Source organism: Halorussus sp. AFM4, assembly GCF_051194995.1.
In the GTDB taxonomy this organism is placed as follows: domain Archaea; phylum Halobacteriota; class Halobacteria; order Halobacteriales; family Haladaptataceae; genus Halorussus.
Genome location: NZ_JBNTJT010000005.1, coordinates 307,755 through 323,968 on the forward strand (window position 1 = coordinate 307,755; position 16,214 = coordinate 323,968).

Genomic DNA, 16,214 nt, shown 5'->3' on the forward strand with positions numbered 1-16,214 from the left:
ACCTAATGTCAGAGTCCGGTACTGAACTCTCTAAATTGGTTGAGGCAGGTCTCCCTAAGGAATACGTTGATTATCTTCTTGAACAACGGGGAGTAGATTCTCTCTGGGAGCCCCAGCTACAGGCAATAAACGAAGGTATTCTTGAGGAAGACAACTTTCTCGTAGTTTCAGAAGCAGGGACTGGAAAGACATTACTGGCCGAATTCGTTATATTTCACCAAAACATCCATGACGGTGGATGTGGAGTCTTCTTGGTCCCATTTAAGCCTCTAGCAGAAGAGAAAATCCAAGATTTTACCGAAGGTCTATCTGATAAATTCGGGATGGAGATCGACAGTTCCATCGGCAGTGATATTACTCCTCCTCAAGAGTTATTTGAAAACAATATCGTCGTTCTCACCTATGAAAAGTTCAATTATTACCTTCGGAATCACCCAGATGTTGTGGGAAAGAAGACTAGTACCGTCGTCGTTGACGAGTTCCAGATAATTAACGACGAAACGCGAGGGCCGGTTCTAGAAACGACCATAACGAAACTACTCCACGATTACGGTGATCTCAAAATTGTCGGTCTTAGTGCTACCGCAGCCAATCCTGATGAGATATCTGACTGGATTGACGGAAACTATATCGACTGTCGAGGTTGGCGACCGAACCCTCTATATGAAGGAATTTACGCAGCGCAATCTGATGAGATTACATTCTATCATGAGGACGACGAGGAATCTGAACCTTGTCAGAATGACTTGCTATCGAACTTCAGGGAGAATGCCATCGCTGACTATCTCCTTCGGACGGCATCACAAGAAAGAGATCGCCAAGCCCTAGTATTCGCATCGACGCGTTCGGCAGCACAGAATACCGCTGAACAGTTGGCAGATTTTATCAATAGCCATCCGAAGGCGTACGATTTCGCTATTGACGAGGCTGCAGCAGATGAGCTGAGTCAAGAAATAAAAAGTTCTGCACGCCGGACTGGGCCAAACATCGAAACCCTTGCAACCTGTGTGAAGTGGGGTACTGCGTTCTATCATGCTGGACTTGATAGCGCAGTCCGCTCGGTCATTGAGCGTGGCTTCAAAGACGGAGTTATTCGTACCCTTTCCTCCACGAGTAATCTAGGTGCCGGTATCAACCTCCCTGTTGACCGAGTATTTATCCGGCACCCTAGATACGGAAGTTCTTATAGCGGTACTGAAATGACTACTGCGGAGTATAAGAATCTCGCTGGACGGGCGGGACGATATAATTACACCGATAGACGCGGTGAGTCCATACTTTTTGCCGAAGATTTCACAGAGAAGCTTCAATATAAAAACACATATATAAATGGGGATTTAGAAGAAATCTCTTCGCAAATCAAACTCGGTGAGGACTTAGACTTAATGCTGGACCTGATACGAGGGTACCAAACCCCAAATCTGATTTATTCCTTCCTCGAGGATTCCCTCTTTGGACAACAGTCTGGCCTCACGAAACCACAAGTGGAAGCAGTCATTACGGAGACCTCTATTAAGCTTGAGGAATATGATATGGTAGATCGGGCAGATGGGGGTCTGACTCTAACGAAGCTCGGTAAGGCTACGTCCAAACAGCTTGTTAGTCCGAAGTCCGTCCACATGATTCGGAACTTTCTCGAAACTATCTCTTCTAACGAGTCAATCCAAAAGGAGGATCTCTTCACGATTATCTGCGGGACGCCAGAGTGTCAGTATCTACGACTTTATCACAAAAAGGGACAGACCAACCTCCGGACGAGCGAACTACGACGACGGTATGATATGCAGGACTTGGCAGATAACGAGATTACTGCTGCGTACACTTCTGCGTGTGTCGTCGCGGATTGGTTGGAGGGGATGAGTCTAGAGGATGCTTTTGAGAAGTATTCGGTTATCGACTCTCGGACTCCTGCAGATGTTTATGAACGCTTGGCTCCCGAGATGGCCCGGGTTCTGCGGACGGTAACAAGGGTTCTTGAAGCCGCTGATTCAGAACTCTTCGATGCCTTGGGCGAGGAAGTCGAACGTCTAGCCGATCAACTCCAATATGGTCTTGACGAAGCAGGAGTCTCGTTTGCTCGTGCTGGTATTGCGACTAGCAGGAACGAGGTGCGTGCTCTCCGTGAGAAACTGGATATAGAGACAATTGAAGAATTGGCAGATTGTGACATCTCGGATATGAAGGCGCGGATGGGGACCGACGATGCAGTCCGTGCTAAACGCGGAGCTGTCGACGCGGTGTACGACGGACGAGAGGCCGAAGCACAACATGTACTCTTGACTGCCGCAAAACGAGAACTGTCCTCGTCGTCTTTTGAACGACTTCTAAATTCACATACTGATGAGTTTGAAACGACGTGTGTCAATCTTCTCGATTCGGTTGAGGAACTCTTTGTAGAGCCTGCGGATGAGGACGGTCGGACCCGTGAACCAGAATGCCGAATGAAAATCAAACTTCCTGATGGAAATTATCTTGAAACTAAGGATGGAAGGACGATGACTATCGCCGTGGAATGCAAGTCAAAGAAAAACTTCGACAATGAGGTTACTGCGAAGAAGGCTACTGCTGTAAAGACAAAAGCTCCTGACGCTCCGGTCAAGTTGACTGTGGGGACGCCATCTTTTGTTGATGGCGTAGAAGACGACGCAATCAGCAATGATGTTTTATTGATGCCCGCTACTGCATTTGGTGAGTTTGTCGCTAGAGCAATTAATGGGGAAGCGACGCGGGAAATCTATCAAGAATTGTTCGGGGAGCCTGGGCTGATCGATCTTGAGGAAGTGCGAGAAGCCTTCGACTAATAATCACTTGGGCTTAAAATCCGCAATGGATGTTTACTAAACAGAATTTTTGCTATCACGATAAAGAGAGGAACTCTCTACTAAAACAGCACCTACTTGTCCGGAAGATACCGTCGCCGTTGTCGTAGTTTCTCCCGCTTCGACCGCTGATCGTACTGCCGGTCAAGCACGTTCATCCCGACGTCCATCCGGTCGCTCATGACCTGTTCCGGCGTATCTTCCTGCAGATGGTACGTAATCGCACCACGCCGAAACGGATGGGGGCTCAAAGCTGATGGACACGCGTAAGCGTTCCGTCGGCCGGGCTTCGCACGTCTCGATATCGCGGTCGTGCGGACACCTATCCTCGTAGATACACGGCCTCGTATACTGGTACGCGATGGTTCGCCCGCGAATTCGACTAAGCCGACTGCCCCTCGTTGCGAAGAGCGGACTCCGCTCGTAGTCGTCAACGATGCCGGAGTGATTGACCGAGAGCCAGTCATCGAGTACGCGACAGACACGATTATTCAACGCGACCAGTCGTTCGCTGGTCTGGCCGTTCTTCAGCGATGTTTCCTCGTCCGGACGGTGAACGAGGTTGAGATACTGCTCGTCGGCGTCGTAGTCTTCGATGTCGAGTCCGATGGCCGCGCCGATCCGCAATCCCGTGTGCCAGAGGACTTCCAGTAACGCGTGCTCCAACGATGCGTAGCGATACTTCTCGAGAAACTCCAGCGCCTTCCGCGCTCGCTCTGGTTCGATGAGTTCATCGCGCGCGTCGTCGTCGGCGATCTTCGGAAGGATGATTTTCTCGTCGAGTCCCGACTGTACTGCGTCGATGGTCGTGCAGAAGCGAAGGAAGACTCGCAGCGTCGCAAGCTGCCCTTTCATCGTCGGCGTTGCGAACTCGTCGTTGTTCCGGCGTTTCACCCGAAAGCGATGCACGTCGCGTCCTGAGAGGTCGTTCAGATTGTCGATGCCTCCTGCTTGCACCACTGGACGAACTGTTTGTGCCGGTAGCCGTGTGACTGGATGGTCGCGTCCGATACTTCGTGGCGGCGTTCGTCGAGGTACATCTGTCTGGCCGTCGCTGGGTTGAGGGACGAGTTCGCGGAACTGCTTCCACCATCGGCGTGACCGCACGAATGCCCCGAATTTCTGTTTGATCGCCGCGTTGACTGTCTCGTTCATGTTCCGTCGATGGTAGAGATCGCTATCCAGCCGTGCATTCCACGCCTTGTGGAGTGAGGTGAACTCACGGTGTTTGATGAGGGGCCGAATATCATTATCTCGGGCGAGCCGCCGGAGTTTCTGGTCGTCGTATCCCTTGTCACCGGTCAAGACCGCGATGGACGCTGCGTTCCGTTTCACCACCTGTGGCGCGATCTGCGTATCGTGTTTTCGTGTCGTCGTTACGTGAATATCGAGTACGGCGTTGGTCGCCGTATCAACCAACAACGTCGCTTTCGACTGTTGAATGGAGAGATTCGTTCGTTTCGTGTAGTGCGTGGAGGCATGCGCCCGCTCGAACCCGGACGCATCGATGCCGGTGACGCCGTTCAGCGGCACGTCGGCGAACGAGACGTTCAGCAGAACTCGCCAGACGTCCATCTCCAAGCGGTCGAACGCTTTGCAGAGCGTCGAGGGTGCGGGGATCGAATCGAGACCAAGGGCATCGCGGATGCGGGGCATTTCGATAAGTTCGTCAACGAGGTTGCGGTACGTGGCTGTCTTCTTTACTTTCAGACAAAGCAAGACGACGTGCTGACGCAGGGTGAACCGTTTCCGGGAATAGCGTGTCGAGAACCGTGGCACGGCGAGCCAACACGACGGCACGTTCAACGAATCGAAGGAGGCGTGACTTCGGGAAGGAATCCATCTCTCCTCCCCTACTCACTCGGTGTGTTTCTCAGCAAGGGTTTCAACAGGGCCAACCAGGGTATTCAGCAGTTAGACGTCTTCCTCGCTAGACTCGTCGTCGGACAATCGCGTCCCATACGGAAGTTCCTTATCAGCCTGAACGTCCTCTTTCTGTACCAACTGAGACATACTTTTATCCCCGTATTCCCCGACCACCTGTCGGGCCTGCTCGACCGTGTTCCGGAAAGATTCGTCCAGTCGGCTCCGGACTCGCTCGTAGCCGCTCACATATCGCTCGCCCTTCTGCGTCTCGCGTACATCCCGTGATGTCCCCTCCTCGTCAGTTTCCACTAATTCGAGATCCAGGTACCGCTGAACCGACCGGGATAACCCCGGGTCGTATGGCCCTCTCTCTTTTACAACGTGCTCAACTTTAGCGTCTTCGGCTTCCCTGCGATACCGGTCCAGCAACTTGTGGTACTTGCCACGCCCCTCGATTTCACCGCCTGCCTCATGCAACAGCAACAGCCGAATCTGGCGGTCATCATTGCTCATAGGTAATCCTCAAGCGTCGTGTCCTCTGTCTCAATTCGATCTAATTCGACGATCTCTGCTTTATCATCACGGAAATGGGACTGAATGCGATCCAGAGGCGACGTCATAATACACTGGATGTCGGTGTTTCGAAGATAACGGGCTGCAGCATCCTGGATGTCGGATTCAAGATTCGTGAGCGGCTCGTCAAGCACCAATACCTCCCAGTCATGGGCTTCGTCGTTCTCCCGGGCGAACTCAGCCATCGTGATTGCAAAGGATAAGTTGACGAGCCTCCGTTCACCACTGCTAAGCCTATCATACGGCCGGATTCCTTCTGATCCCGTACCGGGGAAGTCTAGTTTCCCATTTTGGGTAAGCCCAACGTCTGTCCCCAGATCAGGCGCTATCTCTTGATACACCTCCGAAATACGGTCAGTGAACTTCTCACGAACCTCATCGAAGGCCTGTTCTTCAAGCTCGACAACTCTTTCCTCGGCGACTTGAATAGATTCCTCAAACTCGTCCAGCAGCCGTCTTCGAGCCATCAGCTGCTCTTCGACTATACTTTGTTCTTCTTCAAGTTCGGCAAGCTGTTCTTCATGCGTCCGGAGCTCTCGGTGAGTACGCTCGCGCAGGTTCTCAATATCGTGATCGGCTTGGTCAAGAGCAGTCCTCACAAAGCCGTTTAAATCGGAAAGTTCTGGCTCTGATTCCTGAAGCTCGTCGATATCAGCGTTGACCTTGGCTAATTCTTCTTCCAGATCTCCAATCTCTTCTTTGAGGGTCTCAATCTGTGTGTCTGCCTTCGAGACTCTATCTTCCAGCCGATCTCGAAGGTCAGAAAGATCTCGTGGTCGAGCACATTGGGGACACCGGTCCGGAAGACGGTTACGCGCAGTATCTTCTTCGACTAACCGTCCACATACAGGGCAGGTAAATTCCTGTATGGCGTCGATGATGAGGTCGTTGATTTTCTGCGTGTATCGAGATGCATCACCGAGCTTTCTACGCTTCTCTTTGAGCGTCTGATTCAGTTCACGGCGGCGGTCGTAGAGCTCATCCAGTTCCTCGGCTACGTCGTCTTTCTGTTGGAGTCTGTCGCTAATCTCCTGTATTCGTCCACTCTCGATAAGCTCTAGCAGCTCCTCAATTTCTTCAATCCGGTCCCGGGTGTCCTTGACGGGAAGATCATCTAATCGTTCTTCCAGTTCTCTCACTCCAGGTTGAGATTCACCCCGACGCCTGATTTCTTTGAGATGCTCAAGTTCCGACTTGGCCCGGCGGTGGCGTTCAATTGCCTCTTGTTTCTCGCTGCTAAGTACTGATCGGATTCGGTCAAGTAAATCGTTCTCGCTGAGCCTGCTAAGTGGCTGCTTCGATGGGTTCGACGGGACGAATTGGAGTCCAATGTTTTCCTCTAGCCCGAGATGCTCTCTTACGCCCTCTTCCACATCAAGGGTGTTTCCGTCATGTTGGTATTCATGGCTCCTATCTCGAATAATAGCGTCTGCTGAATCAAAGTAGAGTTCGACCGTACTACTCTGGCCAGGTGTAACACCGAATGTGCCACGCCGACCGAATAACCCGTAGAGTAGGGCGTTGAAGGTGAGTGTTTTCCCAGAACGGTTTCCACCATAGAGCAGTAGATCTTTGCCGCTTATTGATTGCTCTTTGATGATTGGGCTTTCGTCGATGGCGAACTGTTCGCTTTCGAATCTACTGATTTTCATAATTTTCTTCGTATGGAACGGACAGGTCACTTGCAAGCCGGTTCAATTCTCTGTAGGACTGCATACTGAGCCCCCAGACCGCTAGAAACGCCCCTAATAGGCCGGCTAGCAATCCTTTTGTTCCGAAAGCTAGGGACGCTGAGACGGGGAGGGTGATGGCCAACGTCAGTCCAGAGATAATCCCAACGTGGTGTGCAAAGGCTTTCTCGTCAAACCCGTCGATAGTCTCTCGAATTTCCTGTGAGGCGGAATAGTAACTATCGTTTTCACCGGTTATCCGCTGAATCGTTTGTGTTGATTCTTTGAGGTTGCCACCAGCCCAGAAGTCGTTCAATTCGTGGTTGAATCGGTAGACCAAGAACATAAGAAGGGCTGCTGGCCCTACTGCAATCAACATTCCTGCGCGTGGCGTGGCGAGGTTCCAGAAGTGGATTACCGCATAACTGTAGAGGTAGACGGCCATTGCTCCCCACCCACCGTTAACCACTTGCGATGCAACACTCATTCTGTTCCAATCATTCAGTAATCAGTCACAATAGATAAAATTATGGAGTGGTGGCTACAAGTTGGGATTCTACAAGGTAGGGCGATAATAGTGGGGCTTAGACGGGATTGACGATTTTACTCGGTCACCAGAGGATACGCGATAACTCGGAGAAATCAACCGTAGCGAGGGGGCTTTGGCTTATTTCCAGCTCCCGAAATCCCTCTACATAGGCTTGAAGCCGTATCACAAGCCCCTGTTATGACGGAATACCGATTGGAATCGATTACTCCGGTGACTTGCTCAACCGACTACCGCTCCAGAGGTTGCAGAGCAGTATTGGAATCGTAGTTGCTCTCTCCTGATAGACATCTCAGCAAAGTGGTGACTTGTCAAATCCTAAACTGCCAACCTCTGTGGGGTGCAAGAGGCCAATTTCTGTATATCGTAATGTAATTTATTGGTTTTTGGAGATGTTATCGGGATATCGGTTGGAGTTTGGGAGACTCAAATAGTCACCCAAACCTCAAGATTTATATCACACCTGACTAAATTGCTCTATCGTCCACAGATGAACCGCTTAGAATCACCATCCCCCACGGTATCCCGGGTTCACTCCCCCGAACCCCCCGCTCGCAACGGAGGTCACGATGCCTGACCAGACTACAGTAACTCACGATGCCGCGAACTGGTCAGAACCGGACGACGTCCCCTGGACCCTCCTCGACGTCGACGGCCTCATCGATGCCTACTGGGCTGTCATCGCGCCGACGATGCGCGCCGACGACCGTGATCCGGAGACAGAACGCCCATCCTACAGCTGGCTCCGTGAACACGGGTTCCGGCGGTTCATCTACACGCTTCGGGAACACCACGGCCGTACGCTGACGGAGTTCTGGACGCAGGAACTCGGCCATGGTGATGGTGACGATGACTACAACTGGGGCATCTCCCATCGACCGACGATCGAGGCACTAGAGGGCTTCCTCGACTCCAAGCGCTCACGCGGCGGTCTCTCTGAGTCCTCGATCACCACACTACGCTACCGCCTCGCGAGGTACGTCCGTGCCTACTCGGCGGAGCACGAGACAGACGACCTGTTGACCCCGGTCGCACGTGACAGCGATGTCCCGGCCTATGAGGCCGTAGATGATTGCTTGGCGGCCTTCGACCGGCTCCACGATGAACTCGACAGTGGTCGTACGAAACGCCGCATCCACCGCATCGTCGACAACTGGTATGCGCACCTGCTCCGTCGTAGACGCGCGGTGGTCAATCCGGCTGACGGTCTCGACGAAGAGTACCGCTGGGAGGTCACCACCGAGGACCCTTCGACACTCTCACCCGACCATGTCCGTGCGCTCTACGATGCGGCCGCTGACGACCGAGATCGTCTCCTCGTGCTTGCACTCTGTGCATGGGGACTACGCTCTAGCGAGGTGGCAGCCCTCCATCGGTCCAACATCATCCTCGATGTCGGCCAGGATGAGGTCCCGTATCTTGCGTTCGAGAGTCGGAAGAACGGGCCGGGTCAGGTCTCGTTGTTGTACGGGGTCGACGTGCTCGAAAGGCGTATCGCCGATCTCAGTGATCGTGACGACTGGAATGGCTATCTCTTCCCCTCGAACCAGTCAGCGAGCGGGCACGTGACTGGCCAGACGGTACGGAACTGGTTCGAGACGCTCACCGAGGCGGCGGACCTCCCGGCTGAGATCGATGGAGAGGATCCTGTCCCCCAGATGGGGCGGCGGTTCTGGTACGACGCGTACTCGACGTCACTCGACGCTGTAACAGAGGGACTCGAGGATGTGGCGGCCGAACAGGGTAGTTCCAGCCCAGAGGTGGTCCTTCAGAACTACTTGTCTGAAGAGCGATCCCGGAAGCTCCGGCGCGACCATATGTCGAAGATCTTGAAGAAGGTGTTCGGATAACGTTATCGAGGAACCATAGCGACCTATCAGGCCGCGGTGATGATACCCATCCGATACTATCCCCGTAGTTCTAAGAAAGCCCGTCGCCTGCTGGGAACTCCGGTTTGTTAGAAGAAGGCTCTAACCCAGGACACTCTGACTTCAGAACATAGCTCCACGCATAAACCATATCCCGATATAGGAAGTATGCTGTCTGATGAAGAGGGCAGTCACCCGATAATCATCCGCATCTCTGTTTCCACGACCCTGATGTTTAAGTACGTGGCTCGCTTGTAGTATGATGACACTTCGCTTGGAGGGCCGAAGTGTCAACTTAGATAGCCAGATGGCGGCAGCGCGGCAGTTGTACCGCGTCTGCCACCTTGCTGTTTATCGTATTGATCATCCTCAGAATATCTGAGTGGTCTTGGCCCTCTCGTATCCTACCCAATTAGACGATGTCGTTACACTTGCTGGAACTACCGTAATCGCTACTATGGAGGGGCTCGATTGAATCGCGGCCAAACAGAGTGATTCCACCCCCGAGGTAGTGCTCTCGAACGACCGCTCGGAGGAGTACACCAAGAAGCTACGGTTACCACCTCTGGAAGGCACCCTATAGGGTATACGGATGAGAAGCTGGGTAACAGCAACTACCGCTGTTAGTCCCACTCGTAGACAACACACCGCATCGTGACATGGTGCTCTTCATCAGTAGCCTCATCGAACTGGCGAGTAGCCGGTCAGTCCGTCGATCAGAACCGATTGTCGACCTCGTGTGCGATATACTCGCCTATCGAGAGCGAGGAGGTCAGACCCGGTTTCGGGCGGAGGATATGAGAAGAGCGTTCTCCGTAGGCGAACCGAGATTCATCCCCTACCTGTCCCTGCTGATCCAATACGTAATGAGAGATACCGACATAACTTCGTGAGATATCCGACTCATCTATCTCTGGAACAAGTTTCTTGCAGTGGTCCAGGAACACCTCCTTCCTGTACGTCTTGTTGAGCTCTCGCCATGCGATACGCATCGTATCCGGCGATCCGATGAACCGCCAGAAGTTCGATGAGGAGACCGTTCGACGAACCTCTTCGAGATCGAACTGAGTCACACCGTACGTGTCCAGTCCCAATGCGATCATTCCGGTCGGACCGACGATGACCTTGTTGTCCGGACGCCTGGTGAAGTGGACTCCGACCTGGTTCGGCACCCGAGGCGGCATCGAGACCGGATACACGTTCGTCCGGATGAGATCTCGACGGTTCGTGGTGAGCTCGTAGTACTGTCCACGGAAGGGGACCGAGCTGTACTCCTCAGCGACGCCGAGTTCATGTGCGAGATGGACAGCTGCTGTTCCAGCAGCATTGACCAGATAATCGACACTGAGGGTTCCTTTGTCCGTGAGGATGTGTATCCCATCCTGTGAACGGTCGACCTGCTGGACCTCCGTTCCAAGGTAGAACTCGACATCTCCGCGACGGGCGTCCTTCGCAAGTTCGTACGTGATCGGTTTGGTATCGACGGTCGCGGCGTCTAGCGTGTGGAGTGCTGCTTGACCACGGACATTGGGTTCGTACTCGGACAGTTCCTCGCCGTCCAGCCATTCGATATCGATACCCAGGTCCCTGACTCGGTCGTGGACGCTTTGAAGTTGTCCGACCTCGGCTTCGTTCGTCGCGACCAGAAGAAGACCCGTGTCCCGGATTGGAAGGTCCCGTTCGATACAGTAGTCTCGAAGCCGGCGGCTACCCTCGATAGCGAACTCAGCCTTCCGAGTACCGGGTTCGAGGTCGAGCGCCAAGCCGGGATGAAGGACTCCAGAGTTCCGTCCGCTCTGGTGGGTCGCCAGCTGATACTCCTTCTCGATCAGACAGACATCATGTTCGGTTCCTTCGGCAAGATGCTTCGCGATTGAGACGCCGAAGATTCCACCACCGACGATGGCGATGTCATGGTCGGTCAAACTATCTCACTCCTAGACACCATAGTCGAACTGAAACTCACCATTACTTCTCTTCTTCCCGAAGAGTAGCGGTCGCCTCATAATCAATGCTGTCATCATCATTCAGCACGACACCGTAGGTATCCCGTGCTGCCTCGCGGGAGACGTAGCCGTCGATGACGTCGGCGCGCACCGCCTCTGGCGACCGTCCGTACGGATCTCCGTAGCCTCCACCGCCTGCGGTTCGATTGGAGAGTCGCTCACCCGCCGTGAACGAGTCGCGGAAGGTGCCGGTCGACTCCTCGTCGTCGGTGCCTGGCCGGAGCACCACCGCGTTCTGGGCGCCCGGCTGGCCACCATCGATCCCCCAGTTGTCCGTCTTCGTCTTCTTGACCGTCGCCAGTGCATCCGCGTTATGTGTGAAGCGATAGTCCTTCTGGATGCCGAGTCCACCTCGGTGTTCTCCTGCACCCCCGGAATCGGTCCGAAGCTCCACACGTTCAATCAACAGAGGTGTGTTCGATTCCATCACCTCGATAGGGGTGTTCCTGACGTTGCTCTCGGTGATGTTCATCACACCGTTCACACCATCATGGTCCGCTGTTCCACCCCATCCGACCCCTTCATTACAGCCCATCATGAAGCACTCATCGCGTTCCTGACGTTCGCCCCAGAACATGACCGCGCCGAGATCGCTGCCAGAACTTGCAGGGATGCGGTCCGGCATCCCTTCGGCGAGGGCTTCGTAGACCATCATGATACCCGTGTGTGCAGGCCACTGCGTGAACGTCGGTGCCGGAGGAGTCGCGTGGAACAGGTTCCCCTCAGGAGCGATGACGGAGAGCGGTTCATAATGACCCGCGTTGGTGGGTTCATCGTGGGTCGTGAGCGTCTTCAACGCCAGCTTCCCCATCGTCTCGGTCTTGCCGTACGGTAGGTTGACCGGGCCCTTGACCTGGTCGGCGGAGTCCGAGAAGTCGACGGTGAAACGGTCGCCATCGATGGTAACCTCGACGGCCATCCGCACGAGGTCATCCGAGATCCCATCATCATCGAGATGATCCTCGGCGTACCACGTCCCGTCCGGTAACTCCTGGACACCTTCCCTCGCTTTCGTAACACCGTGTTCGACGACTCGAGCCACAGCTGCCCTGACCGTTTCGGCGTCGTACCGGTCGTACAGCTCTGCATATCGGCGACGGCCGACACGGAGTGCGGAGATTTGTGCGTTGAGATCTCCCAGGACCTTCTGTGACATCCTCGTGTTGAACCGAAGGAGTTCGATCAGTTCCTCGTCAGGTTCACCAGCTTCATAGATCTTCGTACCAGGGAACACGAGGCCCTCCTGGTAGAGCTCCGTCGAATCGTGGACGTACGCTGCGTCCTTCGCACCCATATCCATCCAGTGAGCGCGAACGACGGCATATCCGATTCGGTCATCATCATGGAAGATGGGGGAGATGAGACACGGATCGAGCGTGTGAGCGGAACTCCAGTAGGGGTAGTTCATGAGGACGACGTCCCCCTCCTGGAGGTTCTCCGCACCAACGTATTCGACTGCCTTCTTGACGCCGTAGTCGTTGGCCCCTAGGAAGAGTGTGAGCCCAGGGGCTTCGGCGACGAGGTTCAACTCCTCGTCGTAGAGTGAGATGCCGAAGTCCAGCATCTCGTAGATGGTGGTGTTGTACGCCGTCCGTACGAGTGTTCGCATCATCTCCGTGGCGGCAGAGTGGAGATAGTTGCGAATCACCTCTACAGTCGCTGGATTCAGTTCTGTGTCTATCTCGACCGTCGCTCCCTCCGTGTTACCTGTCATGGTTCATCATATCCTGTTGGTTGTTCAGATCGACTCCTCGATCAGATGGTGCTGGTTGGTTCCCAGGGTGGTCCATCAGGCTCGAGTTCGTCATCGTGAAGGAAGCATCTCGAGTAGTGACTTGGACCGACGTCATAGAATCCCGGCTCAGATTCGGCACAGGCGGGGAACTCATGCGGACAGCGAGACCGGAATGCACAGCCGCTCGGTTTCTCCCTCGGATCAGGGACCTCTCCTTCGAGGACGATCTTCTCGGGCTTGAATCGTTCATCGGCCTCGTTGATCGTCGGGATGGCCGACAGCAACGCACGCGTATAGGGATGTTGGGGATCTCGGAACACCTGCTGGGTCGGACCGACCTCCACTAACCGACCGAGATACATCACGCCGATCCAGTCGGCGATGTTCTTGACGAGCGATAGGTCGTGCGTGATGAACAGATAGGTGAGATCGAACCGTTCCTGGAGATCTTCGAAGAGGTTGACGATCCGAGCCTGGACACTTACGTCAAGCGCGCTCGTCGGCTCGTCGAGGACGACGAAATCCGGATTGACCGCAACGGCTCGCGCGATACCGACGCGTTGTTTCTGTCCGCCTGAGAGCGCGGTCGGGGAGCGATAAAGGTACTCCTCAGGAAGACCCACGATCTCCAACAGCTCCTCGGCCCGCTCGAGACGCTCGTCCTCGGTGCCAATATCGTGAATCCGCATCGGTTCGGTGATAATCTGGTGGACCCGTTTACGGGGATTGAGACTGGAGGTGGGGTCCTGGAAGACGATTTGCATATGCTGTCGGAACTCCCGAAGCTGTCGCTTCGAGAGCTCGTCTAGCCGCTGTCCAGCCACCTCCACGGTACCGCCAGTCGGTTCATGGAGATGTAACAACGTCTTGCCGAGCGTCGTCTTCCCGGATCCTGATTCGCCGACGAGCCCGAACGTCTCACCCTTGGGGATGCTGAACGAGACACCATCTACAGCACGGACCTCCCCGGTCTTCCCGCCCAGCAACCCCTCCTTGACAGGGAAGTGCTTCTTAACGTCGATGGCGCGAACGGTTGACTCTGCTTGCGGCTCGAGTTCGAGCGTCTTCTCGGATGCGGTTGGCTGAGACATCTATGACTCCTCCCATTCATCTGGCGTTGCCACGTCGGCTTTCTTTGTGGTCTGTTCGTTCACCCATGGCGGTGGGCCGATGTACGTATCCTCATCGGCGAGGTCCGAATGCCGGTCGAAGATTGGCTCACCCTGGTAGAGGTGGCAGCCGACGGATTGCTCGGAATCGGTCGGACGACGGTAGGGGAAGACCTCTTGGCACTCGTCCTCCGAGAAGGGACACCGGGGTGCGAATCGGCACCCTGACGGGGGGTTGGTGTAGTCTGGGATCTCCCCCGGAATCCCACTCCCGATATCCTTCGAGAGTTGGGGGATACTGTCGAGCAGGCCCCGGGTGTAGGGGTGCTTCGGCTTCTCGAACAGTTCATCCGTCGGCCCATGTTCGACGATCTCACCGGCGTACATGACGTTGGTCTCCTGGCTCACCTGACGAGCGACCCCCAGGTCATGGGTGATGTAGAGGACACTTGCATCTGTCTCCTCAATCATCTCATCCAGCAATGATAAGATCTTATCCTCCGTCGTGACGTCCAGTGCAGTCCCCGGCTCATCTGCGATGAGCAGGTCCGGCTCCGAAAGTAGAGCGATCGCGATCAGCACTCGTTGGCGCATGCCACCGGACAGTTCCACGGGATACGACTCGAAGACACGGTCGGGAGCTGGGATGTTGACCTTCTCTAGAACCTCAAGGGCACGCTCTCGATGCCCGTCATCCCCGAGTTTGGTACGAATCCAATCTGTCACGCCAACCCGACGCTCGCCCTGCCAGCGGAGCACGTCGACCATCTGTTCCCCCACGGTGAAGATCGGGTTGAGCGCTGTCATGGGGTTCTGAAGGATCATGCTGATTTGCTGGCCTCGATACTGCTGCATCTCTGCGTCTGAGAGACCAAGCAGTTCCTGTCCCTTGAACCTAATCGACCCCTCAGGGACGATCGCTGGCGGCTGAGACAGCAGTCCCAGGATGGTCTTGACAGTCACACTCTTCCCACAGCCGGTTTCACCGACCAGCGCGACAGTCTGTCCTTCTTCGATGGTCAGATCGATACCGTTGATGACCTTTGCCGTCCCCGACTGGGTCTGGAAGTGGACGTGGAGATCTGTGACCTCAAGAAGTGGCTCCTCTCCAGCGGTGTCACTCATTCCTCCACCTCCACGTCGAACATGTCTCGGAGACCATCACCTAGTAGGTTGAATCCGAGCACAGTGAAGGAGATGGCTAGGCCTGGGAACGTCGCCAACCACCATTGGCTGGTGACATGGTCTCGACCGATCGAGATCATCCGACCCCATGTCGGCGTCGGTGGTTGTGCACCCAGTCCGAGGAACGAGAGCGCCGCACCGACGAGGATGACTGCTCCCATATCGAGCGTGGCCTTGACAGTCAACGGTGCCACGATGTTGGGAAGGATCTCCTTGAACGCGACCCGAGGCCAACTGGCACCGAGTGACTCGCTGGCTTCCACGAACTCCTCCTCCTTCACGGAGAGCACCTCACCTTGGACGAGCCGGGCGTACCACGTCCACCATCCGAATGCGATGGCGATCATCGCGTTCCAGAGGTTGGCCGTCAACACGGCTGTTATCGACAGCGCGAGTAGTACCGGCGGAATCGCCAAGAAGATGTCCGTCACCCGCATGATGACGGTGTTCACCCAGCCTCCAAGATAGCCGGCAACAAGCCCAAGTGGAACACCGATGGCGACTGCGATACTCACCACGACCAGCCCCATCAAGAGCGAGATGCGTGCCCCGTACATGACCCGGGTCAAGACGTCTCTGCCAACGGTATCGGTCCCCATCGGATGTTCGATACTTGGGGCTTCGTTCGTCTGGTCGAAGTGTAGCGTATCCCCGGTGTCCGCTGGATAGGGGGCGATGACAGGGGCGAATATCGCGGTCAGTATCACCGTCAGTACGATGAGAAGGCCGACCGCCGAGAGCGGATTCTGGAGGAATCGGCGGCCCTTCTTCCGGACGTCACGGAGGCGTTGTCGTGCGGATTCATCGATTATCCGGTCTCGCTCTAACACACTCAT

Annotated in this window: 10 protein-coding genes and 2 pseudogenes; 2 read left to right on the top strand and 10 right to left on the bottom strand. The window is 54.9% G+C overall.

Annotated elements, in window-relative coordinates; translation table 11 throughout:
- Positions 1-5: 5 nt before the first annotated feature.
- Positions 6-2,801: a DEAD/DEAH box helicase gene (locus ACQUQF_RS21670; RefSeq protein ID WP_435181290.1), complete on the top strand. Its 2,796-nt coding sequence runs from the start codon at positions 6-8 to the stop codon at positions 2,799-2,801.
- A gap of 92 nt (positions 2,802-2,893) precedes the next feature.
- On the opposite strand, the pseudogene ACQUQF_RS21675 reads toward ACQUQF_RS21670, so the two are convergent.
- The 5 genes and pseudogenes from ACQUQF_RS21675 to ACQUQF_RS21695 form a co-directional block, all read right to left on the bottom strand.
- Positions 2,894-3,859 (bottom strand): annotated as a pseudogene (locus tag ACQUQF_RS21675) (tyrosine-type recombinase/integrase).
- A 28-nt stretch (positions 3,860-3,887) separates the two neighbouring features.
- A pseudogene (locus tag ACQUQF_RS21680) lies at positions 3,888-4,662 on the bottom strand (IS5 family transposase); the annotation flags it as partial.
- A 71-nt stretch (positions 4,663-4,733) separates the two neighbouring features.
- Positions 4,734-5,198, bottom strand: coding sequence for a hypothetical protein (locus ACQUQF_RS21685; protein WP_435181291.1), 465 nt, complete (start codon positions 5,196-5,198; stop codon positions 4,734-4,736).
- Positions 5,195-6,910: an AAA family ATPase gene (locus ACQUQF_RS21690; protein WP_435181292.1), complete on the bottom strand. Its 1,716-nt coding sequence runs from the start codon at positions 6,908-6,910 to the stop codon at positions 5,195-5,197. Before ACQUQF_RS21690 ends, ACQUQF_RS21685 begins: the two co-directional genes overlap by 4 nt.
- Complete coding sequence (locus ACQUQF_RS21695; protein WP_435181293.1) at positions 6,897-7,373, bottom strand: hypothetical protein; 477 nt, start codon at positions 7,371-7,373, stop codon at positions 6,897-6,899. Before ACQUQF_RS21695 ends, ACQUQF_RS21690 begins: the two co-directional genes overlap by 14 nt.
- A 671-nt stretch (positions 7,374-8,044) precedes the next feature.
- Here ACQUQF_RS21695 and ACQUQF_RS21700 point away from each other — a divergent pair.
- Positions 8,045-9,325, top strand: a complete 1,281-nt coding sequence (locus ACQUQF_RS21700) for a tyrosine-type recombinase/integrase (protein ID WP_435181294.1) — start codon at positions 8,045-8,047, stop codon at positions 9,323-9,325.
- 734 nt (positions 9,326-10,059) lie between these two features.
- Here ACQUQF_RS21700 and lhgO read toward each other — a convergent pair.
- From lhgO to ACQUQF_RS21725, 5 genes are read right to left on the bottom strand one after another with little or no spacing between them, the layout of a single operon-like run.
- Positions 10,060-11,268 carry an L-2-hydroxyglutarate oxidase gene (lhgO, locus tag ACQUQF_RS21705; RefSeq protein ID WP_435181295.1) on the bottom strand — a complete coding sequence of 403 codons (1,209 nt, stop codon included), beginning with the start codon at positions 11,266-11,268 and terminating at the stop codon, positions 10,060-10,062.
- A gap of 43 nt (positions 11,269-11,311) precedes the next feature.
- Positions 11,312-13,063, bottom strand: coding sequence for a hydantoinase B/oxoprolinase family protein (locus ACQUQF_RS21710; protein WP_435181296.1), 1,752 nt, complete (start codon positions 13,061-13,063; stop codon positions 11,312-11,314).
- Between the two features lie 41 nt (positions 13,064-13,104).
- The gene (locus ACQUQF_RS21715) at positions 13,105-14,175 is read right to left on the bottom strand and encodes an ABC transporter ATP-binding protein (RefSeq protein ID WP_435181297.1); all 1,071 of its coding nucleotides are present in this window, start codon (positions 14,173-14,175) and stop codon (positions 13,105-13,107) included.
- Complete coding sequence (locus ACQUQF_RS21720; protein WP_435181299.1) at positions 14,176-15,318, bottom strand: ABC transporter ATP-binding protein; 1,143 nt, start codon at positions 15,316-15,318, stop codon at positions 14,176-14,178.
- Positions 15,315-16,214, bottom strand: coding sequence for an ABC transporter permease (locus tag ACQUQF_RS21725; RefSeq protein ID WP_435181300.1), 900 nt, complete (start codon positions 16,212-16,214; stop codon positions 15,315-15,317). Before ACQUQF_RS21725 ends, ACQUQF_RS21720 begins: the two co-directional genes overlap by 4 nt.